At 57.2% G+C, this 23,359-nt stretch carries 22 protein-coding genes and 1 pseudogene; 15 read left to right on the top strand and 8 right to left on the bottom strand.

The annotated features are described in order from the left end of the window. Positions 1 to 38 precede the first annotated feature (38 nt). The 12 genes and pseudogenes from ACOTX4_RS16840 to ACOTX4_RS16895 all read left to right on the top strand — a co-directional run bounded on the left by ACOTX4_RS16840 (position 39) and on the right by ACOTX4_RS16895 (position 11,044). The gene (locus ACOTX4_RS16840; RefSeq protein ID WP_003856993.1) at positions 39 to 578 is read left to right on the top strand and encodes a shikimate kinase; all 540 of its coding nucleotides are present in this window, start codon (positions 39 to 41) and stop codon (positions 576 to 578) included. A 109-nt stretch (positions 579 to 687) separates the two neighbouring features. Next, complete coding sequence (locus tag ACOTX4_RS16845; protein ID WP_421635402.1) at positions 688 to 1,689, top strand: MsnO8 family LLM class oxidoreductase; 1,002 nt, start codon at positions 688 to 690, stop codon at positions 1,687 to 1,689. After that, entirely contained in the window at positions 1,686 to 2,807 is a 1,122-nt protein-coding gene (locus tag ACOTX4_RS16850; protein WP_017382285.1) for an amidohydrolase, read from the top strand. The genes ACOTX4_RS16845 and ACOTX4_RS16850 overlap by 4 nt, the downstream gene beginning before the upstream one ends. Before the next feature lie 16 nt (positions 2,808 to 2,823). Next, positions 2,824 to 5,087, top strand: a pseudogene (locus ACOTX4_RS16855) (NtaA/DmoA family FMN-dependent monooxygenase). Positions 5,088 to 5,096: 9 nt separating this feature from the next. Beyond that, positions 5,097 to 5,606 (top strand): GNAT family N-acetyltransferase, encoded by a 510-nt coding sequence (locus tag ACOTX4_RS16860; protein ID WP_022651238.1) that lies wholly within the window; start codon positions 5,097 to 5,099, stop codon positions 5,604 to 5,606. A 9-nt stretch (positions 5,607 to 5,615) separates the two neighbouring features. Further along, positions 5,616 to 6,542: an amino acid ABC transporter permease gene (locus ACOTX4_RS16865; protein ID WP_003857005.1), complete on the top strand. Its 927-nt coding sequence runs from the start codon at positions 5,616 to 5,618 to the stop codon at positions 6,540 to 6,542. Continuing rightward, entirely contained in the window at positions 6,526 to 7,299 is a 774-nt protein-coding gene (locus ACOTX4_RS16870) for an amino acid ABC transporter ATP-binding protein (RefSeq protein ID WP_003857007.1), read from the top strand. The genes ACOTX4_RS16865 and ACOTX4_RS16870 overlap by 17 nt, the downstream gene beginning before the upstream one ends. A gap of 9 nt (positions 7,300 to 7,308) precedes the next feature. Continuing rightward, positions 7,309 to 8,196, top strand: a complete 888-nt coding sequence (locus ACOTX4_RS16875) for an ABC transporter substrate-binding protein (protein ID WP_022651236.1) — start codon at positions 7,309 to 7,311, stop codon at positions 8,194 to 8,196. 41 nt (positions 8,197 to 8,237) lie between these two features. Further along, the gene (locus tag ACOTX4_RS16880; RefSeq protein ID WP_045333076.1) at positions 8,238 to 8,855 is read left to right on the top strand and encodes a glutathione S-transferase family protein; all 618 of its coding nucleotides are present in this window, start codon (positions 8,238 to 8,240) and stop codon (positions 8,853 to 8,855) included. A 37-nt stretch (positions 8,856 to 8,892) separates the two neighbouring features. Further along, positions 8,893 to 9,123: a tautomerase PptA gene (gene pptA, locus ACOTX4_RS16885; RefSeq protein ID WP_003857012.1), complete on the top strand. Its 231-nt coding sequence runs from the start codon at positions 8,893 to 8,895 to the stop codon at positions 9,121 to 9,123. Between the two features lie 186 nt (positions 9,124 to 9,309). Beyond that, the gene (locus ACOTX4_RS16890) at positions 9,310 to 10,311 is read left to right on the top strand and encodes a Kdo(2)-lipid IV(A) acyltransferase (protein WP_045333075.1); all 1,002 of its coding nucleotides are present in this window, start codon (positions 9,310 to 9,312) and stop codon (positions 10,309 to 10,311) included. 91 nt (positions 10,312 to 10,402) lie between these two features. Further along, complete coding sequence (locus tag ACOTX4_RS16895) at positions 10,403 to 11,044, top strand: hypothetical protein (protein WP_023296669.1); 642 nt, start codon at positions 10,403 to 10,405, stop codon at positions 11,042 to 11,044. Here ACOTX4_RS16895 and ACOTX4_RS16900 read toward each other — a convergent pair. After that, complete coding sequence (locus ACOTX4_RS16900) at positions 11,037 to 11,336, bottom strand: ArsR/SmtB family transcription factor (RefSeq protein ID WP_000612740.1); 300 nt, start codon at positions 11,334 to 11,336, stop codon at positions 11,037 to 11,039. The two genes, ACOTX4_RS16895 and ACOTX4_RS16900, sit on opposite strands and share 8 nt — an antisense overlap. Before the next feature lie 161 nt (positions 11,337 to 11,497). Here ACOTX4_RS16900 and fusA point away from each other — a divergent pair, with 161 nt between their 5' ends. Next, positions 11,498 to 13,600, top strand: coding sequence for an elongation factor G (fusA, locus tag ACOTX4_RS16905; RefSeq protein ID WP_003857019.1), 2,103 nt, complete (start codon positions 11,498 to 11,500; stop codon positions 13,598 to 13,600). Between the two features lie 67 nt (positions 13,601 to 13,667). Here the strand turns inward: fusA and ACOTX4_RS16910 are convergent, their stop codons facing one another. The 3 genes from ACOTX4_RS16910 to ACOTX4_RS16920 form a co-directional block, all read right to left on the bottom strand. After that, positions 13,668 to 14,093, bottom strand: a complete 426-nt coding sequence (locus ACOTX4_RS16910) for a DUF3828 domain-containing protein (protein WP_045333074.1) — start codon at positions 14,091 to 14,093, stop codon at positions 13,668 to 13,670. Then, a complete protein-coding gene (locus ACOTX4_RS16915) occupies positions 14,093 to 14,455 on the bottom strand; it encodes a hypothetical protein (RefSeq protein ID WP_038416106.1) in 363 nt (120 codons plus the stop codon). The genes ACOTX4_RS16910 and ACOTX4_RS16915 overlap by 1 nt, the downstream gene beginning before the upstream one ends. A gap of 125 nt (positions 14,456 to 14,580) precedes the next feature. Continuing rightward, positions 14,581 to 15,153, bottom strand: coding sequence for a flavin reductase family protein (locus ACOTX4_RS16920; protein ID WP_045333073.1), 573 nt, complete (start codon positions 15,151 to 15,153; stop codon positions 14,581 to 14,583). Positions 15,154 to 15,258: 105 nt separating this feature from the next. Here ACOTX4_RS16920 and nhoA point away from each other — a divergent pair, with 105 nt between their 5' ends. Further along, on the top strand, positions 15,259 to 16,104 hold the full coding sequence (gene nhoA, locus ACOTX4_RS16925; protein ID WP_045333072.1) for an N-hydroxyarylamine O-acetyltransferase: 846 nt from the start codon (positions 15,259 to 15,261) through the stop codon (positions 16,102 to 16,104). A gap of 46 nt (positions 16,105 to 16,150) precedes the next feature. Further along, complete coding sequence (locus ACOTX4_RS16930) at positions 16,151 to 16,600, top strand: hypothetical protein (RefSeq protein WP_047071785.1); 450 nt, start codon at positions 16,151 to 16,153, stop codon at positions 16,598 to 16,600. A gap of 87 nt (positions 16,601 to 16,687) precedes the next feature. On the opposite strand, the gene narI is transcribed toward ACOTX4_RS16930, so the two are convergent. The 4 genes from narI to ACOTX4_RS16950 are packed head-to-tail and all read right to left on the bottom strand — an operon-like array spanning position 16,688 to position 23,341. Next, the gene (gene narI / locus ACOTX4_RS16935) at positions 16,688 to 17,368 is read right to left on the bottom strand and encodes a respiratory nitrate reductase subunit gamma (RefSeq protein ID WP_003857027.1); all 681 of its coding nucleotides are present in this window, start codon (positions 17,366 to 17,368) and stop codon (positions 16,688 to 16,690) included. Beyond that, entirely contained in the window at positions 17,365 to 18,060 is a 696-nt protein-coding gene (gene narW / locus ACOTX4_RS16940) for a nitrate reductase molybdenum cofactor assembly chaperone (RefSeq protein ID WP_063937605.1), read from the bottom strand. The genes narI and narW overlap by 4 nt, the downstream gene beginning before the upstream one ends. Continuing rightward, the gene (narH, locus tag ACOTX4_RS16945; protein WP_022651229.1) at positions 18,060 to 19,604 is read right to left on the bottom strand and encodes a nitrate reductase subunit beta; all 1,545 of its coding nucleotides are present in this window, start codon (positions 19,602 to 19,604) and stop codon (positions 18,060 to 18,062) included. The genes narW and narH overlap by 1 nt, the downstream gene beginning before the upstream one ends. Beyond that, a complete protein-coding gene (locus tag ACOTX4_RS16950) occupies positions 19,601 to 23,341 on the bottom strand; it encodes a nitrate reductase subunit alpha (RefSeq protein ID WP_022651228.1) in 3,741 nt (1,246 codons plus the stop codon). The genes narH and ACOTX4_RS16950 overlap by 4 nt, the downstream gene beginning before the upstream one ends. Between the last annotated feature and the right edge of the window lie 18 nt (positions 23,342 to 23,359).

Below are 23,359 nucleotides of genomic sequence, written 5' to 3' on the forward strand. Positions count from 1 at the left end.
GATTCGATCCGTTTTCTTCAGCATTTGCAGGCGGAACGTTGAAAATCAATATCATAGGTACCAGCGGAAGTGGGAAAAGCACGTTTGGCAGGCGAATCGCGGAGGCGCTGGCTATCCCTTACATTGAGATGGACAGGCTTTACTGGCGAGCGAACTGGCAGGGAACACCGGACGATGAGTTTCTTGCAACCCTGGAAAAAGCGCTCGCCGCCTCGCCTGACTGGGTCCTGGACGGGAATTACAACCGCACACGCGACGTTAAGTGGCGCGACGTCGATCTGGTGGTGTGGATAGATCGTGGGTTTATCCGCACGCTCTGGCAAGCGGTGACGCGGGCCTCCAGACGCGCCTGGCACAAACAGGAGCTCTGGCCCGGCACGGGGAACCGCGAAAGCTTTCGTCGGTCGTTCCTTAGCAAGGACTCTATTATCATCTGGACGATCAAAACCTGGCGCAGCAACCGCAAACGCTATCAAGCGGATATGCAAAACCCGCAGTACAAACACATTCGCTTTCTCCGCATTACCCGACGGCAGGATGCCGAAAGACTCATTGCCTCGCTTAAATCACGCCGATGACAGACTCTCTATTGCCGTTTTCCGGCAATCCAAATGTAAATTAATTGTTTCTCAGAGGTGAAATCCGCCTTTAATAATGACGACATGTTAAGTCAAACGAGAACGCAACATGTCATGGCGAATCAGCATTCTGGATAAAAGCCCCGTCGCAGAACACGAAACAGCCGCCGATGCGCTGGCGCGAACCTTAGCACTGGCGCAGCAGGCAGAAACGCTGGGTTATCACCGCTTCTGGATTGCCGAACACCACAATACCCCGCAGCTTGTCAGCCCCTCGCCGGAGCTGCTGATTGCCTGGATCCTCGGGCAAACAAAGCGTATTCGCGTGGGCTCAGGCGGCGTCATGCTGCAACATTACAGCCCCTACAAAGTCGCCGAAAATTTTAACGTACTGGCCGCCATTGCGCCGGGCCGGGTTGATCTGGGCGTTGGCAAAGCGCCCGGCGGTCTGCCGCTCTCTACCCGCGCCTTGCAGTACGGCCTAAATCCGCAGGAAAAAGGCAGCTTTGCGGACCAACTGACGCAGCTTGATCGCTGGATCCGCCCTGAAAATCAGTCAGCGGAGGAGGACGTTCGCGCCACGCCGCTGCCACCGGCGCCTGCCCGGGGATTCCTGCTGGGCGCCAGTACCGAAAGCGCGCTGCTGGCGGCCTCCCTCGACTGGCATTTTGTCTTTGCCGCCCATCTGAATGGTGATCCTGAGCTGCTGCGCGAGGTCGTCACAGCCTGGCGTCAACACAGCGTCCGGGAGGTGATTGTGGCCGTGCAGGTCATTGTTGCCCCAACCCAGGCTGAGGCCGATGCGCTGGCGCAGAAGGTTGAAGTGTGGGGTGTGGAGCTGGCAAACGGACAGCGCGTCACCGTCGCCAGCGAAGAACAGGCCTACGCCTTTGCGCGGCAGGCGGGGAGTGAACCGGTGCGCATTGCGCGTCGGGCGCAGTCTCTGCTGGCCGGAACGGCGGCGTCGGTGCTTGAACAGCTCAACGCGCTGCATCAGCAGTGGGGGATTGACGAATTTATCATCGACACGCCGGTCGCTGATGGCGCAACGCGCGTGCAGTCCCTGCGACTGCTGGCCGAGGCGCGTCTTAACAGGGAGGTTACCGTATGAGCTTTAGCGAACAACTGATTGCCTGGCGCCGTGAGCTGCACCAGAACCCTGAACTCTCCGGTCAGGAGGTCGAAACAACGGCCCGCCTGCGCGAGTGGCTGACGGCAGCCGGGATTGCACCGCTGCCTTACGATCTCCAGACCGGGCTGGTTGCGGAGATCGGCACGGGCAACGCACTGGTTGCGCTGCGCGCCGATATCGACGCGTTACCCATCGACGAGCGCAGCGGGGTGCCGTTTAGCTCCCGGCGTGCCGGGGTGATGCATGCCTGCGGACACGACATTCACACCAGCGTGATCCTCGGCGCCGCGCTAAAGCTGAAAGAGCGGGAAGCCTCGCTCAACGGTCGCGTGCGGATCCTGTTCCAGCCTGCGGAAGAAAATTTCGGCGGAGCGAAAAGCATGGTGCGTGCCGGGGCGTTACGCGACGTACGCGCGATTTTCGGGATGCATAACGAGCCGTCACTGCCGGTCGGCGAGTTTGCCACGCGCGGCGGCCCGTTCTATGCCAACGTTGATCGCTTCGTTATTCACGTGACCGGCAAAGGCGCGCATGCCGCACGTCCCCATGAAGGCAACGACGCCATCGTGCTGGCAAGCCAGCTGGTAACAGCGCTGCAAAGCGTAGCCAGCCGTAACGTCAACACGCTGGATTCGGTTGTTCTGAGTGTGACGCGCATCGCCGGGGGGAATACCTGGAATGTGCTGCCGGAAAGCGTTGAGCTGGAGGGCACGCTGCGCACGCACCGCACGGAAGTGCAGCAGAACGTGAAAGCGCGCGTCGGTGAAATCGCCGCTGGATTTGCCAGCGCCTTTAGCGCGCAGATCAACATCACCTGGTACGCCGGGCCCACCGCGCTGGTGAACGATGAGCACTGGGCCGGGTTTGCCACCTCGGTCGCGCGCGAAGCGGGATATGAAACCCGGCATGCGGAACTGCACATGGGCGGGGAGGATTTCGCGGTCTATCTGCAAAACATACCCGGCGCGTTTGTCAGCATTGGCAGCAACAGTCCGTTTGGGTTACATCACCCGGCATTTAACCCGGACGAAGCATTAATCGAACCCGCTGCCCGCTATTTTGCTCAGCTCGCGGAAAAAGCCCTGCAACACGTTTAATTAATTTGAGGTGAATATGACTGCACATCGTCAATTGCGGCTGGGGACCATTTTGCATGGTGCATCCGGTAATATGTCTGCCTGGCGCCATCCCGCGGCGGTCGCGGATGCCAGCATTAATTTTGATTTCGTTAAAGAAACGGCTTTAAAAGCAGAAGAGGGCAAGCTCGACTTTATATTTGTGGCCGACGGCCTTTATATTAACGAGAAATCCATTCCGCATTTTTTAAACCGCTTTGAGCCGCTGACGGTGTTGTCCGCGCTGGCGAGTATCACCTCGCGCCTGGGACTGGTCGGCACGTTGTCCACCTCCTACAGCGAGCCCTTCACCGTTGCACGCCAGTTCGCCAGCCTCGATCACCTGAGCAACGGACGCGCGGGCTGGAACGTGGTGACCTCACCGCTGGAAGGGTCAGCGAAGAACTTCTCACGTGAAAAACACCCGGAGCATGCGCTGCGCTACCGCATTGCCGATGAGTATCTCGACGTGGTGAAAGGACTGTGGGATTCCTGGGAAGGGGATGCCTTTATCCGCAATAAAGAGAGCGGACAGTTCTTTGATGCGTCGAAACTGCATACTCTGGATCACCACGGTGATTTCTTCCAGGTTTCCGGCCCGCTGAATATTGGCCGCACGCCGCAGGGACGTCCGATTGTCTTTCAGGCTGGCGCGTCCGACGACGGTAAAAAGCTGGCGGCAAAACACGCTGACGCCATCTTTACCCACCATGACACGCGGGAAGAAGCCCAGGCTTTTTACCGCGATGTTAAACAGCAGCTGGAAAGTCACGGCCGTCGCGCAGGGGATTTACATATATTCCAGGGCGTCAGCGTGATTGTTGGAAACGACGCCGATGACGTAGAAAACCAGTATCAAACTACGGCGGCACTGGTCTCCATTAATGATGCGCTGAATTACCTCGGACGATATTTCGAGCATCACGACTTCAGCCAGTATCCCCTCGACGCGCCGTTCCCGGATATTGGCGATTTGGGCAAAAACAGCTTTCGCAGCACCACCGATGAAATCAAGCGTAACGCCCGTGAGCGCAACTTAACTCTGCGTCAGGTCGCGCTGGAAGCCGCATCGCCGCGCCCGCGTTTTTCCGGCACACCGGAGCAGGTGGCCGATGGTTTACAGGCCTGGTTCGAAGAGAAGGCGGCGGATGGCTTCATCATTCAGGGCGGCACGCCGGACACCTTCCCGCGCTTTGTCGACCAGGTGGTGCCTGTTTTACAGGCGCGCGGCCTGTTCCGCACCGACTATCCCGGCACCACGCTGCGCGAAAGTCTGGGCTTAGACGAGCCCAAAAATCAGTTCACACAACAATAAAAGAGAAAAACGCTATGCAGAAATCATCGCTTATTCTGGCGCTTGCGCTGGCCTTTACCCCTGCCGTCTGGGCAGAGAACGTCAATATTAACGGCACCGGCGTGAGCATTGAGGCCAATAAAACGCCGATCAATACCGCCAAAAACAGCGATGCGATCGCGCAACTGCCGAAAGACTATCGCTTTGCCGTGCCGGGGAAATTTACCGTGGCGGTGGCGGGACTGAATCAACCGCCGCTGACGGTCTTTTCCGACGACAACAAAACTCTGCTGGGAAGTGAGGTCGACATTGCGCGTCTGGTATCGGACAGCCTCGGACTGGAGCTGAACGTGGTGCCCACCTCCTGGGAGGACTGGCCGCTGGGGGTTGCCTCCGGGAAATACGACGCGGCTATTAGCAACATCACCGTCACTAAAGCGCGCAAAGAGAAGTTCGACTTCGCCACCTACCGCAAGGATTCACTTGGCTTCTACGTGAAATCCACCAGTCCGATCAACTCGCTTGTGAAGGCAGAGGATATCGCCGGGCTGCGCATCATCGTAGGTTCCGGCACCAACCAGGAGGCCATCCTGCTGGCATGGAACGAAGAGAACCTCAAAAAAGGGCTTAAACCCTTTACGCCGATATACACCAAAGACGACGCGGCCCAAACGCTGGCGCTTCAGTCCGGACGCGCGGACGCCTACTTTGGCCCGAACGTGATCGGTGCCTGGAAAGCGGCGCTTAACGGTAAAACCAAACTGGTCGGCAGCGTCGATGGCGGCTGGCCGAAGGCAGCGCATATCGCGGTGACGCTGAAAAAAGGCAGCGGCCTGGTCGAACCGGTTCAAACCGCGCTGAATGGCGCGATCAAGAACGGAGATTACGACAAGGTGCTGAACCGCTGGGGGGAAGGCGTGGAGCGTATCCCCAGTTCCGAAGTTAACCCGGCGGGTCTGGGCGATTAAGGAGGCGCTATGCGCGAACAATTTCGTGACGTTTCGCCAGAAGATACCGATCTTCAGCCCATTATCGAGGGGCTTTTTGGTGAATACGCTGCTCGTTACGGCGACTACTTTTCAAAGGATGCGGAAGTCGAGCTGACAGAGTGGTACCTGGCGCCGCAGGGGCTGTTTATCGTACTGGAGCGCGATGGCGAGATCATCGCCACCGGGGCGTATAAGCCCTTCGACGAACATACCGCAGAGATCAAACGTATCTGGACGAATAAAACGCTGCGCCAGCAGGGGCTGGCCGCGCGCGTGGTACAGGAGCTGGAGCGCCGGGCGGTGCTGGCGGGCTACAGCCACATCTACCTGACCACGGGGTTTCGTCAGCCGGAGGCGGTGCGGCTCTATCTCAGCCAGGGGTATCAGCCGCAGTTCGATCTCAACCGCGACCCGGAAGAGTACAGCCAGCCGCCGTTCGACGGTCGGCTGCGTTTCACCAAGACGCTGATCCGCGAAGCGCTCAGCAAAACCGCATAAGGAGCGACGATGAGCAACGTTGAAACCATAAAAGTGGTCCCGGCACGTTATCCGCTGCGCGCTGCTGGCGCCGTGGTGGCGCTGTTTGTGCTGGCGGTCGTGATTCAGTCCGTGGCCTTTAATCCGCGCTGGGAGTGGGCGGTATTTGCCCGCTGGTTCTTCGACCCGGTGATCCTCGAAGGCGTCGGCCAGACGCTGCTGCTGACGTTGATAAGCACCGTACTGAGCGTGGTGATTGGCGGCATGCTGGCGCTGGCGCGGCTCTCGTCATCATGGCTGTTGAGCAGCCTGGCGTGGGGTTACATCTGGCTGTTCCGATCGCTGCCGCTGATCGTGGTGCTGATTATCCTCTATAACTTCTCCTATCTCTACGACACGCTCTCTCTCGGCGTGCCTTTTACCGGCATTACCTGGGGCAGCTTTGAAACCATCAACGTTCTCGGGCAGTTTTCTACCGCCATCGTGGGGCTGACGCTGGTGCAGAGCGCCTATACTGCGGAGATCATTCGCGGGGGCTTCCTTGGGGTCGACCACGGTCAGTATGAGGCGGCCGCTGCGCTAGGTCTGCCGGCGTGGCGTCGCACCGTGCGCATAATTCTCCCGCAGGCGCTGCGCACCATCCTCCCGTCCGGGTTTAACGAAATTATCAGCCTCGCAAAAGGGACGGCGATGGTGTATGTGCTGGCGATGCCGGAACTGTTTTACACGATCCAGATGATCTACAACCGCACCCAGGAGGTGATCCCGCTGTTGATGGTGGGGGCCGTCTGGTATCTGGTGATCACCACCGTACTGTCTGCCATCCAGCATGTTATTGAGCGTGGACTCGCCCGCAGCGAGCGCCGCTCCGCCGTAAACCAGAACCGGGCGGCGAGTCGCTCGCGTTCGGTCACCACTTCGCCAGCACAGGAGCCTGTTCATGCAAGCCTCTCCTGAAGGACACATTTCCATTACCGGCGTCAGTAAGTTTTTTGGCCGACATAAAGCGCTCGATAACGTCACGCTTGAGATCCCGCCGGGCTCCGTGACGGTGATCCTCGGCCCCTCTGGATCGGGAAAATCGACGCTGCTGCGCGCCATTAACCATCTGGAGCGCGTAGACGAAGGCTTTATTCAGATTGACGGGGATTACATCGGCTATCGCCGTCAGGGTGACAAACTCTACGAACTAAAAGAGAGAGAGATCCTCAAACAGCGCGTCAACGTTGGGTACGTGTTTCAGAACTTCAATCTTTTTCCGCATCTCACGGTGCTGGAAAACCTGATTGAAGCACCCATCGCGCATAAAAAGTTCAGTAAAAAAGAGGCTGTTGAAAACGCCTACAGCCTGCTGGATGTGGTAGGACTGCGCGATAAAGCCGATGCCTGGTCGCGTCACCTCTCCGGCGGCCAGCAGCAGCGTATCGCCATTGCCCGCGCGCTGGCGCTGCGCCCGCGCGTGATGCTGTTTGATGAACCAACCTCGGCGCTGGATCCGGAACTGGTTGGCGAAGTGCTGGACGTGATTAAAAAACTCGCCCGTTCCGGCACTACGCTGGTGGTGGTCACCCATGAGATCGGCTTTGCCCGGGAAGTGGCGGACCAGGTGGTATTTATGGTCGACGGTAAAATTGTGGAGCAGGGCAGCAGCGACGACGTGTTAAACCGACCGTCTCATCCGCGAACGCGCCAGTTCCTCTCAAAAGTGCTGTAAGGAGCGCAGATGAAATATGGACTCCTGGCGGGGCTGGTCTTCACGACGGCGAGCCACGCCAGCATTGATTTAAAGGCCAACGAACAGCCGCTGCCGGTGACGGTTGATCAACAGGCAGTGGCGAAAATCCCGGCGAACTATAAATTTGTTGAGCCGGGTACCCTCACGGTGGCGATTTCAGCCCTGAATTCTCCGCCGCTGGCGCTGCTGGCCAGTGATAACCGCACCCGTATTGGCAGCGACCCGGATATCGCCCGGTTGCTGGCGGGCAGTCTGGGGCTGAAGCTGAAGCTGGTGCCAACGGCGTGGGAAGACTGGCCGCTGGGGATCACTTCCGGGCGCTATGACGTGGCGTTGGTGAATATCGCCGTCACCGAGCAACGTAAGGAGAAGTTCGATTTTGCGACCTATCGCGTCGATTCCCTGGCCTTCTCGGTGAAATCCACCAGCAACGTACAGTCGATCACCAGTGCGAAAGATCTGGCCGGGAAAAAGGTGATTGTCGGGTCTGGCACCAATCAGGAGCGTATTCTGCTGGGCTGGAACGAAGAGAATAAAAAGGCCGGGCGCGAGCCTGCGTTGCCGGTTTACCTGACCGACGACGCCTCAGGCAATCTTTATATTCAGTCCGGCAGGGCGGATGTGTTCTTTGGACCGCAGTCCGTTTCGGCCTATAAAGCCGCGTTAACCGGCAAAACCCGCGTCGTGGGTTTAGGCCCGAAGAAAGCCTATGTCGCCACCACAACCAAAAAAGATAATGGGCTGGTGTATGCGTTGCAGGCTGCGCTGGACGGTGCGATTAAGCGCGGGGAGTATCAAAAGGTGCTGGCGCGCTGGGGGGAAGCGGGCGAAGCGGTGACGTCTTCAGACGTTAATCCGCCCGGGATAACCTACTAATGGTGCTCTACACTTAGGGTTTTCATCCCTGAGGGGGCAACATGATCAAACTCTATGGCGTACCTGGCTGGGGATCGGCAATCAGTGAAGTGATGCTGACTCTGGCAGACATCCCGTATCAGTTCGTCAACGTGGACGGGTTTGACCAGCCCGGCCCGCAGCGCGAATTGCTGTTGAAACTGAACCCGCTGTGCCAGGTGCCGACGCTGGAGCTGGAAAACGGGGCGATCGTGACGGAAACCGCGGCGATCGCCCTGATGGTGCTCGACAGACGTCCCGACCTCGCGCCGCCCGTTGGGCAGGCCGAGCGCCAGCAGTTTCAGCGCCTGCTCATCTGGTTTGTGGCGAACGTCTATCCCACCTTTACGTATGCAGATTACCCGGAACGCTGGGTTCCTGATGCCCCGGAACAGTTGAAGAAAAACTGCATTGAGTACCGAAAATCGCTTTATCTGTGGTTCGACAGCCAGCTCAGCGCCTCGCCGTTTGCGTTTGGCAAACAGCTGACGCTGCTTGACGTCTATATTGCCGTTGCGCGTACCTGGGGTCCACGCCATGAGTGGTTTGCCACCAACACGCCTAATTTTACCGCCGTCGCGGATGCCGTCTGCGCGCTGCTGGAACTGCACAAGGTGCTAAAAGCTAACGATATAATCTGATAACGTGGAACGCTCACCTATAAAAGGAGCCCTGCCCATGCCACACGTTGATATCAAATGTTTTCCACGCGATCTGACTGACGAACAAAAAACGGCCCTGGCGGCGGATATCGCCGAAGCGATCGCCCGCCACCTGAACAGCAAAGATCGCTCAATCTCCGTGGCGCTTCAGGAGGTTCAGGAAGCTGACTGGAAGGCGCAGGTCTGGGATACCGAGATCGGCCCGAAACTGGATGAACTGATTAAGAAGCCCGGCTATTCGATGTAACTTGCCTGCCGGGTGGTGCAATTTCACCCGGCGATCCCCACTTTTATTCCCTTTCGCAAAAATCGATAATAAAAACCATAACGATTCCGCTACAATTCATCCTTCCAAACAATATTCGTTAAATCAGCAGGTAAGCACTGCAACTGCACCAGATTAAGTACAAATAAGTAAAAGGATAATTTTTCCATGACAAAATTACCTCAGTTTTCACTCGCCTTTATTCATCCTCGTTACTGGCTCAGCTGGGCAGGCATTGCCGCGCTCTGGTGCACGGTTCAGCTTCCGTACCCGCTGCTGTTGAAAACAGGTCACAGGCTTGGGCGTCTGGCTATGCGCCTGCTTCCACGCCGCTTGGAGATCGCCAGACGAAATCTTGAGCTTTGCTTTCCTGATATGAAAGAGGACGAGCGCGAGCGTTTACTTGAGCGTAATTTTGAATCGGTTGGAATGGGCGTCATCGAAACCGGGATAGCGTGGTTCTGGCCTAACTGGCGCGTGCGGAAACACTTCAGCGTGACCGGCTACGAACATATGGAACAGGCGCGGGCGCAAGGTAGGGGCGTGGTGCTCATTGGCATGCATTTTCTCACGCTGGAATTAGGCGCACGCATCTTTGGCATGCTCAACGCGGGTATTGGTGTGTATCGTCCCAACAATAATGCGTTGCTCGACTGGCTGCAAACGCGCGGTCGTCTGCGTTCCAATAAAACCATGCTTGACCGCTATGACCTGAAGGGCATGATCCGCGCACTGAAGCAAAACGAGATCCTGTGGTATGCCCCGGACCACGACTATGGCAAAACGAATAGCGTGTTTGTGCCGTTTTTTGCCGTCCCGGACGCCGCGACAACTGCCGGGAGCTACATGCTGGTGAAAAGTGCCAGACCGGCCGTGATCCCGTTTGTACCGCGCCGAAAAGCAGATGGCACAGGGTATGAGCTGCTTATTCTGGAAGATATCAGCGATACCTTGCAGGGAGGCGATAAAGCGTCGGTGGCCACGCAAATGAACAGAGCGATTGAGCGCGCCGTGATGATGGCGCCTGAGCAATATATGTGGCTGCATCGCCGGTTCAAAACCCGCCCTGAAGGCCAGCCGGACCGGTATAAACGCAAAAAACAGGTCGCGTCTACTGCAAGAACCTTATCTGCCAGCGATATTTCGGACCGGTCGAGTATCCAGCAGTAGTCGGTCAGGGCGGGTGCCGGTGCGCTCCGCCCTTTATAAATCCTGCCGCGCTGGATAGAATTACCGCATCCACATTGACGGGATGCCCCACATGACCGGAAGAGTCGATTATCATCTTGAAAAATACCTCCTTACCGAAGCCGGCGAGCCCGAACGTTTGACGCGCCAGTGGGCCGAGGTGATGCGCGAGTGTCATGACCAGAAATCCGGGGCAGAAGAGCGGCTGCGTCTCGCGCTGCTGAACGTGGATTATGTGACCAGCTTTGAGCTTCCCTTCCGGTTACTTCTTACCCGTGCACCGCAGCTGATTGATGGCATCAGAAATGAGTTCCAGCTCAGTCAAAAAAATGTCCTGTTCAACGGCAAGCGGTTTGGCTGCGTTTACAGCCTTAAACAGGATTTGAACGGCATTCCAGATGAATTTACCTACCACCTGAAGACCCGTATTCAGCGGATCGATGCCTCCGGCGGTTCGGAAGTGCCTTACCGGCAAATCGCTCAGCAGGTGAAAGCCCCCCGCGAGCGCCTCCAGCTGGCGCTGGAACAGGGGCTTGCGGTCACCGCGCTTGACGGGCTTTTCTGGTTTGGCCTCCAGCGCATAGCCGCCGACGTGCAGCGGTTAAGGAAGACGGGGATGAGAATAGTGACGTCCGATACAGAGGTGTTCGACACCCTTACCGGAACAACACGGCGCATTCCGGTTTATCGTCTTGAGGACGCTGCCGCTACTTAGCCTGGAGCAGGATCGCCAGCAGTCCCGGAAAGCGGGCGTCCAGATCCTCTCTTCTCAGTGAAATCATATTCTCGCGCCCCTGCGGGCGCTGCCAGATCACGCCGCTGTCGCGCAGCACGCGCCAGTGGTGAGTCATAGTGGATTTCACCACCTCTTCCGGGCGCAGCGCGTTACAGCTCAGTTCGCTGCCGTCGGCCAGCCTGCGAATAATCGCTAATCGCAGCGGGTTGCCGAGGGCGAACAGCACATTTTCCAACACTATTTGTTCAGGTTCCGGGTGGTTTGGGATCATCGTTTTCCTGCGTCTCGCGTGAGATTGAGCTATATCAACAATAGGTCAACCGTTAAAAAATAGTTCGATAATACTCGTACAATGGGACTATTATAACAAACGAACGAATACGCGACCATCCCGGTCGTCACAAACCAGTCTTGAAGACTTAAGGAAATATCATGCCCCGACCCATTCCACTCGAACGTTATCGCAACATCGGTATCTCCGCGCATATCGATGCGGGCAAAACAACCACCACTGAGCGCATCCTGTTTTACACCGGGATGAGCCACAAGCTGGGTGAAGTACACGATGGCGCGGCAACCACCGACTGGATGGCGCAGGAGCAGGAGCGCGGGATCACCATTACGTCGGCGGCGGTAAGCTGTTTCTGGCCTGGTATGGACAGAGGCTTTGAACCGCACCGCATCAATATTATCGACACCCCCGGGCACGTGGATTTCACCATTGAGGTGGAACGTTCCATGCGTGTGCTCGACGGCGCGGTAATGGTCTATGACTCCGTCGGTGGCGTGCAGCCGCAGTCGGAAACCGTCTGGCGTCAGGCGAATAAATATCATGTTCCGCGTCTGGCATTCGTCAACAAAATGGACCGCCCGGGCGCAGATTTCTTCCGCGTGGTGCGGATGATGCAGGAGCGGCTGAAAGCCAATCCTGTCCCGATTGTGATCCCCGTGGGGGCAGAAGAACACTTCACCGGCGTGGTGGATCTCATCAAGATGCGCACCATTCTGTGGGACGATGCGACGCAGGGCATGGCATTTAGCTACGCGCCGGTGCCTGACGATCTGCTGAGTACCGCCCAGACGTGGCGAGAAAAAATGGTCTCGTCTGCGGCAGAAGCCAGCGATGAGCTTATGGATAAGTACCTTGAGACGGGCGAACTGGATGAAGCGGAAATCATCAAAGGACTGCGGATCCGGACTATCTCCGGTGAAATACAGCCCATGCTGTGCGGCAGCGCTTTCAAGAACAAGGGCGTGCAGCGCATGCTCGACGCGGTGATTGAATTGATGCCGTCTCCACTGGACGTGCCCGCTATTGATGGGGTAGACGAAGACGGACAGCACGCCGAGCGCCACCCAAGCGATGATGAACCGTTCTCGGCGCTGGCCTTCAAGCTGATGAGCGATCCGTACGTCGGCCAGCTGACCTTCATCCGCGTCTATTCCGGCATACTGCGTAAAGGCGACGCGGTGTACAACCCGGTGAAGGGCAAGAAAGAGCGTATCGGGCGCATCGTGCTGATGCATGCCAACGATCGCCATGAGGTGGACGAGCTGCGCGCAGGGGATATCGCAGCCTGTGTCGGGCTGAAAGACGTCACCACCGGTGACACGCTGACCGACCCGAATGCGGTGATCACCCTTGAACGGATGGAGTTCCCGGATCCGGTTATTTCGTTGGCGATTGAGCCGAAAACCAAGGCCGATCAGGAGAAAATGGGGATCGCCCTACAGCGCCTGGCGGCGGAAGATCCGTCGTTCCGCCTGCACACGGACGAAGAGTCCGGTCAGACGATTATCTCCGGGATGGGCGAGCTGCATCTGGAGATCATCGTCGACCGCATGAAGCGCGAGTTTGGCGTTGAGGCGAACATTGGTCGTCCGCAGGTCACCTACCGTGAAACCCTGCGTAAAGCGGTGAAGGATATTGAAGGTAAATTTGTCCGACAGTCCGGCGGGAAAGGGCAGTACGGTCATGTGGTCCTGAGCCTTGAGCCGTTAGCAGCCGGGAGTGGTTTTGTGTTTGAAGATGCCACCAAAGGCGGGGTGGTGCCGCGAGAGTACATCCCGTCGGTGGAAAAAGGGTTGCGAGAAGCCATGAATACGGGTGTGCTGGCGGGCTATCCGGTGGTGGATGTGAAAGCGACCCTGACGTTTGGTTCTTACCATGACGTTGACTCCTCGGAGATGGCCTTCCGCATGGCGGCGATCCTCGGCTTCAAAGAGGGCGCACGGCGGGCGGACCCGGTTATTCTTGAGCCGGTCATGCACGTTGAGGTGGAAACGCCGGAAGAGTATGCCGGGAACATTATGGGCGATCTCTCCTCCCGTCGCGGCCTGGTGCAGGGGATGGCAGAGCAGTACGGCAGCCAGATTATTCGCGCTGACGTCCCGCTGGCTGAGATGTTTGGTTATGCCACCACGCTGCGCTCGATGTCCCAGGGGCGCGCGACGTATACGATGGAATTCCATCATTTTGCGGAAGCTCCGCGGAATGTGGCGGATGAGATCATTGCGAAGCGTGTGAAGAGTTGATTAATTGCGCATGGTAGTCATTTGGCTACCATGTGCCTTTATTATTACGACAGGGAGTTTATGCCTGTTACTTAATTAGCGTCGCCGATCGCACTTTCCATTTTCCTTGCTCTTCAACGAGACAATCTGCAATAACATGATCTTGCTTCTTACCAAATGCGACATAGACATTTGTGCAAACGGCGTCAAAATCAGAATGTAAGACGGTTATCTGATTCCAGTCATCATCCCAGTCCTGCGCTTTGATAAACATATCCGCATCGGGCATATCTTTGTTGTTACTGTCGCCAGAGTACATTTCTTTAATTGCTGCAATGGTCCCTGAGGCCACGTAATCATTCATAATGTCTGGATTGAGTACGGGCGGTTTGTTCTGATCTAACTGCGCTATATACCATTGATTGAATTTAAGTGCCGCCTGACCCGGTGCATAAATATTTTCTGCGGCCGCGAGCGGAGACAGGGCGAAAAGTAAAAAGTAGAGTGGTTTCATTAATCATGCCTGAACAGTTCGTAATGAGGTTGTATGTTGCGGTAAGCCTGCCCAGGATACATGGTGCGTTGCACAAAATCGCTGATCCACTGTTGACCATCGTATATACAAACGTGACCGCTATCATGACCAACTATATTTTGGATAACTGCGACGTCACCAGCATGGGGTTGATCATATACCAGGTGAAAGCCTGCATTGACTAATGTGCGCCCCATATCTTTTGCCAGACGCGTGTTGGGGATTTTTAATCGACCACCCGCTCTGATCGCTTCTGTTACGTAACGAGCACAATAACCCGTGCTGCTGGGTTGCGCGTGTGATTTCGCATATGATATTGCGCCATCTTTGTTCCATGACATGGATATTACCTTTACGAAAGATTGTTTATGCAACAGCTTCTGAAATATCCTCCGTTTAACATCGTCATGATAAACATAAAATGCCATAGAAATTTTATATAATTCATATGGGTATAATTAAAAAATCATTCCAGCGCCTTCACCATTTTCCCGCTCGCAACAAACGTACCCGCTCCCATGTGATGCAACGTATTCAGCTTATCCCCGTCAAACTGCCAGCGTCCGGCGACAAATGCGCGTTCATCCGCCGCGGCGGAAACCACTTCGCCAAACAGGGTGTCATATTTCTCTGCCGCAGAGGTGACAGGTAATAACCGGCACTCCATCCAAGCCAGACATTTTTCTTCTATAACCGGCAGGTCAAGCTCAGGGCCATAAATAACCGGGATCCCGTAGCAGTTAAATTTATCCTCGTCGCGCCCGCTGACGCTGCCGACCGCCCAGGTCCAGTTGGCTGCCGCCACGCCGGGGATCACAATGCCGAATTTCCCGCTGCGTTCGATCAACTCCCGTGACCACGCGCTTTTGTCTACCACAATCGCGATACGCGGGGGTTCAAATTCCACCGGCATAGACCATGCGGCGGCCATGACATTGCGACGATCGATGGTCTCATCCCGGCTGGTGATGAGCACGGTTGGACCGTGATTCAGAAGGCGGCTGGCGTGACGTAATTCAACAGGGCGAAAGTGGCTCATAGGATCTCCTCGTGTACACGATGAGTATGACGAAAAAGCACTTTTACGCATATGCAAAAGGGAAAATAGTTTATAAACAGGGGATATCACCTCCTGGAGCAAATCATGTCCCCATTTCTGAGTGCTTATTTTGCCCGCACGGGCTGGCAGCAGCCCGTACAGGTTAATATCGATACCCTGCGGGGGCTGCATTTACACCATAACTGCGCGATCCCCTTCGAAAATATCGACGTCGTTTTGCCGCGGGAAATCCATCTGGACGACGGGTGTCTGGTGGATAAACTGGTCACCGCACGTCGAGGGGGGTATTGCTTCGAGCAAAACGGCTTGTTTGAGCGGGTATTGCGCGAAGTCGGGTTTACGGTGCGCAGCGTGCTGGGGCGGGTTGTGCTGGCCAATCCGTCGCAGATGCCGCCGCGTACGCACCGGTTGCTGCTGGTTGAGCTGAACGGCGAGCGCTGGATCGCCGATGTGGGATTTGGCGGACAAACGCTGACGGCGCCGATTCGTTTGATCGCCAACGAGGAACAGGAAACCCCACACGGGCGTTATCGTTTGCTGAGCGAGGGTAACGACTGGATACTGCAATTCCGCCATCACGACCACTGGCAGTCGATGTATCATTTTGACCTGGCGACGCAGTATTTCAGCGATTACGTGATGGGAAATTTCTGGTCGGCGCACTGGCCGCAGTCGCATTTCCGCCATCATCTGCTGATGTGCCGCCATCTGCCGGACGGCGGCAAGCTGACGCTGACCAACTTCAACTTTACCCACTGGCAGAACGGTCATGTGGAGGAGCAGATCCATTTGCCGGATGCGGAGGCGCTGTATAAGCTGCTGCAGGAGCGGTTTGGCCTGGGCGTTGATGACCCGAAGCACGGCTTTACCCTGGCCGAGCTGACGGCGGTGATGGCGGGGTTTGATACGCATCCGCAGGCCGGGAAATAGCCGCCACCCGGCAGGTTAGTTTAAACATCATCAAAGGCATGCTGATATGGAAATCTTGTTGCGGAATAAATTCAGTTCAGTGGGAATGTTACTCGGGGTTATTGCACTGCTTCTCTCATTAGTGCAGTTCACCTTTGGTCCTTTTTCGACAAAGTCGACGGCGCTTGAAATTGTTGTGGCTGAAAAGGTTTCGGCGGTAAAAAAAGGGATCATTGCTGGCATAAAGGGAGAACAGCCGACCGTTGAGGCAAAAAAGAAAGCGGTCGATATCGACAGCATTCTTATCAATAGCGGAATAATTTTATCCGTTGTGGCATTAGGGCTTGCCTTCACGGCTGGGATGCGCAAAGAGAACAGATGGGGGGTGAGTGGTGCACTGTTTTTTTCCGGGGCCACGCTCGCTTTTCATGCGGCGTTACTGGCTTTTGGTCTGATTGTCGCAGTGTTGCTGCTGCTGTTGGTTATTTCAGTCGTCAGCGGAAGTACTTTGTTCTGACATTGCGGCCCGGTGGCGTCTACACCTGACCGGGCCTACATGCGTGTGAACGTAGGTCGGGTAAGGCGTAGCCGCCACCCGACAAAATCAACGGCGCGATCTCACAACCTGATAGCGACGGGTAAAATACTCAAACGGCGCGCTCCACACGTGCACCAGGCGGGTGAACGGGAAGATAAGGAAGATCGTCATCCCCAGCACCAGATGCACGCGGAAGATCGGCGCGACGCCGCTCAGCATTTCCGACGAGCCTCCCTTAAACGTCACGATCCCCTGCGCCCAGCCGACCAGCTTCATCATCTCGCTTCCGTCAGGATACTGGGCGGAGAAAGGAATGGTCGACAGCCCAAGGATGCACTGAAGCAGCAGGATACTCATGATGATAATATCCGGCGTGGTGGACGTGGCGCGCACCCGCTGGTTGAACAGGCGGCGGATCAGCAGCATAGAGCCGCCAATCAGCGTTAGCACCCCGCAAATACCCCCCGCAATCATGGCTAACTGCTGTTTAACCGCGATGGGTAAAAACCAGGCGTACATCCAGTGCGGGGTTAACATGCCGAACAGGTGCCCGAAGAAGATCCCCAGAATGCCGATATGAAACAGGTTCGAAGCCCAGTTCATCCCGCGCTTGCTGAGCATCTGGCTCGACGAGGCGCGCCAGGTGTACTGCCCGTAGTCGTAGCGCAGCCAGCTGCCAAGGAAAAAGACGGTGGCGCAGATGTACGGATAAATGTCATAGAAAAACACGTTCAGGTAATGAGTCATTTTGGGCCTCCGGCGCTGACGTCCACGTACTGCGGCGCGACGTCCTGGCTAAAGCGTCGTTGATATTGCTGCATCGGCGAACTGTCGCACGATGTGGCGTTGTCTTCGATAAACTTGACCTGTTCCTCTTCCCACACGGAGTCCAGCGCCTGACGGGTATCATCCCGTATTTCACCGGACACCTGTTTCGCCACGCTGTCGCTGGAAAGCCGTGTTTCCGCCAGCGACAGCAGGGCGTCAAACAGCTGGTAATGCGCGACCTCGCGCTGTTTCAGGCGGCCTCCAATCAGCGCCAGTATAGGCGCGACGTTTTGCAGCCCTTCACGTGCCTCGTCGTCGCTGACGATACTGAGATATTCCAGATAGAGCGGCAGATAGTCCGGCAGCTCGCGGCAATCCAGCTCCAGCCCGGCTTTCTCATACTGGCTCATCAGGTCGACCATCGCCTGACCGCGATCGCGTGACTCGGCGTGAACGTGCTCGAACAGCAGCAGCGACGTTGCGCGTCCCCGCTCGAAGACTTCACACCATTCGGCCTGCTTATCCAGCAGCGGGGCGCTCAGGTGCTGCTGCGCAAACGGCAGCAGCATGGGCGCATCCTGTTCCACCAGGGAAAGCGCTTCGTCACGGTTTTCCCACAGCAGCTCATCGGGATACTCAATGAGCAGCGCGATGATTTTGAGGATTTGCATTACTCTCCCTCCCCGTGATCGCGCACTTCGGTGATGTTGATCGCGTCGATGCGGCTGCTGTTGAAGAGGTTGAATTTTGTGTCGGAGCCGTGACAGCCGTCGCCGAAGGTGAAGCCGCAGCCGTTTTTCTCCGGGAAAGCGTCGCGTGCCATTTCGCGGTGGCTGGTGGGGATCACGAAGCGGTCTTCGTAGTTGGCAATCGCCAGATAGCGGTACATCTCTTCAACCTGCGCTTCGGTCAGGCCGACCTCTTCAATGGCGCGGGTATCGGTCACGCCTTCCACGGTCTGGGAGCGCTTGTAGTGACGCATTGCCATCATGCGCTTCAGGGCGCGCAGCACCGGGCCGGTATCGCCCGCGCTGAGCATGTTTGCCAGGTACTGCACCGGGATGCGCAGGCTTTCTACCGCAGGCAGTACGCCGTCGCTCTGCGGCAGACCACCCGCGTCCGCGTAGGACTGAATCGGTGACAGCGGCGGCACATACCAGACCATCGGCAGGGTGCGGTATTCCGGGTGTAGCGGCAGGGCGAGCTTCCAGTCCATCGCCATTTTGTAAACCGGGGAACGCTGCGCTGCGTCGATGACGTTCTGCGGAATACCCTGTTTCAGCGCTTCCTCAATCACCGCCGGATCGTTCGGGTTAAGGAACACGTCGCACTGGCGCTCATACAGATCGGTTTCATGCTCGGTGCTGGCCGCCTCTTCAATGCGGTCTGCGTCATACAGCAGCACCCCGAGATAGCGGATGCGTCCGACGCAGGTTTCCGAGCAGACAGTCGGCTGGCCGGACTCGATGCGTGGATAGCAGAAGATGCACTTCTCTGACTTGCCGCTTTTCCAGTTGAAGTAGATTTTTTTGTACGGACAGCCGCTAATGCACAGACGCCAGCCGCGGCATTTGTCCTGGTCGATCAGCACAATGCCGTCCTCTTCGCGTTTGTAAATCGCACCGCTCGGGCAGGTGGCGACGCAGCTCGGGTTCAGGCAGTGCTCGCACAGGCGCGGCAGGTACATCATGAAGGTGTTTTCGAACTGGCCGTACATCTCTTTCTGGATCTTCTGAAAGTTTCGATCGCGGGCGCGTTTTTCGAACTCGCCGCCCAGCAGCTCCTCCCAGTTGGGCCCCCATTTGATTTTATCCATTCGCTTGCCGTCGATCAGCGAACGTGGGCGGGCGGTGGGGAGGTGATCCCCCTCCGGGGCGCGGTGCAGATCCTGGTAATCGAAGGTGAAAGGTTCATAGTAATCGTCAATCTGCGGCAACACGGGGTTGGCGAAAATTTTCGACAGCACGCCCATTTTTCCGCCGAGGCGTGGGGTCAGCTTGCCGTGAATACCGCGGATCCAGCCGCCTTGCCACTCATCCTGATCTTCCCAGTTTTTCGGATAGCCGATGCCGGGTTTGGTTTCGACGTTATTAAACCACGCGTACTCCATCCCTTCGCGCCCGGTCCAGACGTTCTTACAGGTGACCGAGCAGGTGTGGCAGCCAATGCATTTATCGAGATTCAGTACCATGCCAACCTGTGAGCGTATTTTCATTTTTTCGCCTCCTGTACCTGATCCCGACCTTCGCCGTCCAGCCAGTTAATGTTTTTCATTTTGCGGATCATGATGAACTCGTCGCGGTTCGAGCCGACGGTGCCGTAATAGTTGAAGCTGTACGCCAGCTGCGCGTAGCCGCCGATCATGTGGGTCGGTTTCGGGCAGACGCGGGTAACCGAGTTGTGGATCCCGCCGCGCCGTCCGGTTACTTCTGAACCCGGAATGTTCAGGATTCGCTCCTGAGCGTGGTACATCATGGTCATGCCCGGCGGCACGCGCTGGCTGACCACCGCGCGGGCGGTGAGGGCGCCGTTGGCGTTGAAGGCTTCAATCCAGTCATTGTCCTCAATGCCCAGCTCGCGCGCGTCGGTTTCGCTGATCCAGACGATGGGCCCGCCGCGCGACAGGGTCTGCATCAGCAGGTTTTCGCTGTAGGTGGAGTGAATGCCCCATTTCTGGTGCGGCGTCAGGAAGTTAAGCGCTTTTTCCGGGAATCCGTTCGGCGGGATTTCGCGCATATGGGTAACGCTGCGGGTGTCAATCGGTGGACGATAGGCCACCAGACTCTCCCCGAAGGCGCGCATCCAGGCGTGATCCTGATACAGCTGCTGGCGGCCGGAAATCGTGCGCCACGGGATCAGCTCGTGAACGTTGGTATAGCCTGCGTTATACGACACGTGCTCGCTCTCAAGGCCGGACCACGTCGGGCTGGAGATGATTTTGCGCGGCTGCGCCTGAATATCGCGGAAGCGGATTTTCTCGTCTTCTTTGTTCAGCGCCAGATGGGTGTGATCGCGCCCGGTCAGTTCGCCGAGGGCTTCCCAGGCTTTGACCGCGACCTGACCGTTAGTTTCCGGGGCAAGGGCGAGGATCACCTCTGAAGCATCAATGGCGGTCTCGATGCGCGGACGGCCTTTCGCCGGGCCGTCGGGCTTGACGTAGTTGAGCTTGCCGAGGAAATCGACCTCATTCTGGGTGTTCCACGATATGCCTTTTCCGCCGTTGCCGAGCGTGTCCAGCAGCGGGCCAAGCGCCGTAAAGCGCTCGTAGGTTTCCGGATAGTTGCGCTCGACGACTGCAATGTTTGGCGCGGTTTTGCCGGGGATCAGATCGCACTCGCCTTTGCGCCAGTCCAGAATATCAAAAGGCTGCGACAGCTCCCCCGGGGAGTCATGCTGTAGCGGCTGTAGCACCACGTCAGTTTCGGTGCCGAGATGTCCGACGCACACTTCAGAGAAGACTTTGGCGATGCCCTTGTAAATCTCCCAGTCGCTGCGGGACTCCCACGCCGGGTCAACGGCGGCGGAGAGCGGGTGAATAAACGGATGCATGTCCGAGGTATTCATATCGTCTTTTTCATACCAGGTGGCGGTGGGCAGGACGATATCCGAGAACAGGCAGGTGCTGGACATACGGAAATCAAGCGTCACCAGCAGATCCAGCTTGCCCTCAATGGCGGCGGTTTGCCATTCTACTTCCTCAGGCTTCACGTCGTCCGTTGAACCTAAATCCTCACCCTGAATACCGCTCTCGGTGCCAAGCAGGTATTTCAACATGTATTCATGGCCTTTCCCGGACGAACCGAGCAGGTTAGAACGCCAGACGAACAGGTTGCGCGGGTGGTTCTTGCCGTTGTCCGGCTGTTCGCAGGCGAAGCGAATATCACCCGATTTTAACGCCTGCACGGTGTAATCCTGCGGCGACATCCCGGCGGCGTCGGCGCGAGCTTTCACGTGCAGCGGGTTGAGGTTGAGCTGCGGCGCGGAAGGGAGCCAGCCCATACGCTCGGCGCGGACGTTGAAATCAATCAGATGACCGGTAAACTTCGATGCGTCTGCAAGGGGAGAAAGCAATTCCCTTGCGGTGAGCTTCTCATAGCGCCACTGGCTGGCGTGGTTGTAAAAGTACGATGTGCTGTTCATCTGGCGCGGCGGACGGTTCCAGTCCAGCGCGAAGGCCAGCGGCAGCCAGCCGGTTTGCGGGCGCAGCTTTTCCTGGCCGACATAGTGCGACCAGCCGCCGCCGCTCTGCCCGACGCAGCCGCAGAAGACCAGCATGTTGATCATCCCGCGGTAGTTCATGTCCATGTGGTACCAGTGGTTCACACCGGCCCCGAGAATGATCATCGACCGTCCGTGGGTCTTATGCGCCGTGTCGGCAAATTCACGGGCGATTTTTTCTATCAGATAAGCGGGGACGCCGGTAATTTGTTCGCCCCAGGCCGGGGTGTAGGCTTTTATCTCGGCGTAGTTTGTCGCCGCGTTACTGTCTTCCAGACCGCGATCGAGGCCGTAGTTTGCGAGCACCAGATCGTACACGCTAACCACGCGTCTCTGGCTGCCGTCGGCCAGCGTCAGGGTTTTACTCGGTACTCGGCGCGTCAGCACCGGCTCCTGCTTCACGCTGCGGAAATGCGGGTTCTCGTTGCCCCCGAAGTAAGGGAAGGCCACGTCTGCCACGCTGTCGTGGGTGATGAGCAGGGAAAGCGTCAGCTCGGTTTCCTGTCCCGCGGCCAGCGACTCCAGGTTCCATTTGCCTTTTTCACCCCAGCGGAAGCCGATGGAACCATTCGGCGCCACCAGATTTCCGGCCACGTCAAAGGCGATGGTTTTCCACTCCGGATTATTGGTTTCACCCAGCCCGTCGGCCAGATCCGATGCACGCAGCATGCGGCCCGGCACCACGAGACCGTCAGCCTGTTCATCCAGCAGAACCAGCATCGGCATGTCGGTGTAGCGGCGGCAATAGTTGAGGAAGTAATCGCTCGGGTTATCAAGATGGAACTCTTTGAGGATCACATGCCCCATCGCCATGGCAAGGGCGCTGTCGGTACCCTGTTTGGGGGCCAGCCATTGGTCGCTGAGCTTTGCCACCTCCGAGAAGTCCGGCGTAATGGCGACGGTCTTGGTGCCTTTGTAACGCACTTCGGTAAAGAAGTGGGCGTCCGGGGTGCGCGTCTGCGGCACGTTCGAGCCCCAGGCAATGATATAGCTGGAGTTGTACCAATCCGCCGATTCCGGCACGTCGGTCTGTTCGCCCCAGGTCATCGGCGACGCCGGAGGCAGATCGCAATACCAGTCATAGAAGCTCAGGCAGGTGCCGCCGAGCAGGGAGAGATAGCGCGTACCGGCGGCATAAGAGACCATCGACATGGCCGGGATGGGGGAAAAACCGGCTACCCGATCCGGGCCGTAGTTTTTGATGGTCCAGACGTTGGCGGCAGCAATCAGCTGGTTAAGCTCTTTCCAGTTTGAGCGGATAAAACCGCCTTTACCCCGCGCCTTCCTGTAGCTCTGCGCTTTCTGCGGATCGTTCTGAATGGCGTCCCAGGCCAGCACCGGATCGGTATGCTGCGCCAGCGCCTCGCGCCAGAGTTCGATCAGCCGACGGCGCACCAGCGGGTATTTCAGGCGGTTGGCGCTGTAGAGATACCAGGAGTAGCTTGCGCCGCGCGGGCAGCCGCGTGGTTCGTGGTTAGGCAGGTCAGGGCGGGTACGCGGGTAGTCGGTCTGCTGGGTTTCCCAGGTCACCAGGCCATTTTTGACATAAATCTTCCAGCTACAGGAGCCGGTGCAGTTAACGCCGTGGGTGGATCGCACAATTTTATCGAACTGCCAGCGTTGACGGTAGCTGTCCTCCCAGTCGCGGTTGGTGTGGTACACCTGCCCGTGCCCATCGGCGAAACTGTCGCCTTTTGTTTTGAAGTAACGGAAGCGGTCCAACAGTTTGCTCATGACATTTCTCCTGCTTCG

Source organism: Enterobacter cloacae complex sp. IR5459 (genome assembly GCF_049238005.1).
Taxonomy (GTDB): domain Bacteria; phylum Pseudomonadota; class Gammaproteobacteria; order Enterobacterales; family Enterobacteriaceae; genus Enterobacter; species Enterobacter hormaechei_C.

What these genes read in the sequence shown, in the direction of transcription:
- fusA (WP_003857019.1), top strand. Translation starts at nt 11,498, where the DNA reads ATGCCCCGACCCATTCCACTCGAACGTTATCGCAACATCGGTATCTCC.
- ACOTX4_RS16890 (WP_045333075.1), top strand. Translation starts at nt 9,310, where the DNA reads ATGACAAAATTACCTCAGTTTTCACTCGCCTTTATTCATCCTCGTTAC.
- ACOTX4_RS16880 (WP_045333076.1), top strand. Translation starts at nt 8,238, where the DNA reads ATGATCAAACTCTATGGCGTACCTGGCTGGGGATCGGCAATCAGTGAA.
- ACOTX4_RS16920 (WP_045333073.1), bottom strand. Translation starts at nt 15,153, where the DNA reads ATGAGCCACTTTCGCCCTGTTGAATTACGTCACGCCAGCCGCCTTCTG.
- ACOTX4_RS16950 (WP_022651228.1), bottom strand. Translation starts at nt 23,341, where the DNA reads ATGAGCAAACTGTTGGACCGCTTCCGTTACTTCAAAACAAAAGGCGAC.
- ACOTX4_RS16900 (WP_000612740.1), bottom strand. Translation starts at nt 11,336, where the DNA reads ATGATCCCAAACCACCCGGAACCTGAACAAATAGTGTTGGAAAATGTG.
- ACOTX4_RS16845 (WP_421635402.1), top strand. Translation starts at nt 688, where the DNA reads ATGTCATGGCGAATCAGCATTCTGGATAAAAGCCCCGTCGCAGAACAC.
- ACOTX4_RS16915 (WP_038416106.1), bottom strand. Translation starts at nt 14,455, where the DNA reads ATGTCATGGAACAAAGATGGCGCAATATCATATGCGAAATCACACGCG.
- ACOTX4_RS16850 (WP_017382285.1), top strand. Translation starts at nt 1,686, where the DNA reads ATGAGCTTTAGCGAACAACTGATTGCCTGGCGCCGTGAGCTGCACCAG.
- nhoA (WP_045333072.1), top strand. Translation starts at nt 15,259, where the DNA reads ATGTCCCCATTTCTGAGTGCTTATTTTGCCCGCACGGGCTGGCAGCAG.
- narH (WP_022651229.1), bottom strand. Translation starts at nt 19,604, where the DNA reads ATGAAAATACGCTCACAGGTTGGCATGGTACTGAATCTCGATAAATGC.
- ACOTX4_RS16860 (WP_022651238.1), top strand. Translation starts at nt 5,097, where the DNA reads ATGCGCGAACAATTTCGTGACGTTTCGCCAGAAGATACCGATCTTCAG.
- ACOTX4_RS16895 (WP_023296669.1), top strand. Translation starts at nt 10,403, where the DNA reads ATGACCGGAAGAGTCGATTATCATCTTGAAAAATACCTCCTTACCGAA.
- ACOTX4_RS16930 (WP_047071785.1), top strand. Translation starts at nt 16,151, where the DNA reads ATGGAAATCTTGTTGCGGAATAAATTCAGTTCAGTGGGAATGTTACTC.
- ACOTX4_RS16865 (WP_003857005.1), top strand. Translation starts at nt 5,616, where the DNA reads ATGAGCAACGTTGAAACCATAAAAGTGGTCCCGGCACGTTATCCGCTG.
- narI (WP_003857027.1), bottom strand. Translation starts at nt 17,368, where the DNA reads ATGACTCATTACCTGAACGTGTTTTTCTATGACATTTATCCGTACATC.
- ACOTX4_RS16870 (WP_003857007.1), top strand. Translation starts at nt 6,526, where the DNA reads ATGCAAGCCTCTCCTGAAGGACACATTTCCATTACCGGCGTCAGTAAG.
- narW (WP_063937605.1), bottom strand. Translation starts at nt 18,060, where the DNA reads ATGCAAATCCTCAAAATCATCGCGCTGCTCATTGAGTATCCCGATGAG.
- ACOTX4_RS16910 (WP_045333074.1), bottom strand. Translation starts at nt 14,093, where the DNA reads ATGAAACCACTCTACTTTTTACTTTTCGCCCTGTCTCCGCTCGCGGCC.
- ACOTX4_RS16875 (WP_022651236.1), top strand. Translation starts at nt 7,309, where the DNA reads ATGAAATATGGACTCCTGGCGGGGCTGGTCTTCACGACGGCGAGCCAC.
- pptA (WP_003857012.1), top strand. Translation starts at nt 8,893, where the DNA reads ATGCCACACGTTGATATCAAATGTTTTCCACGCGATCTGACTGACGAA.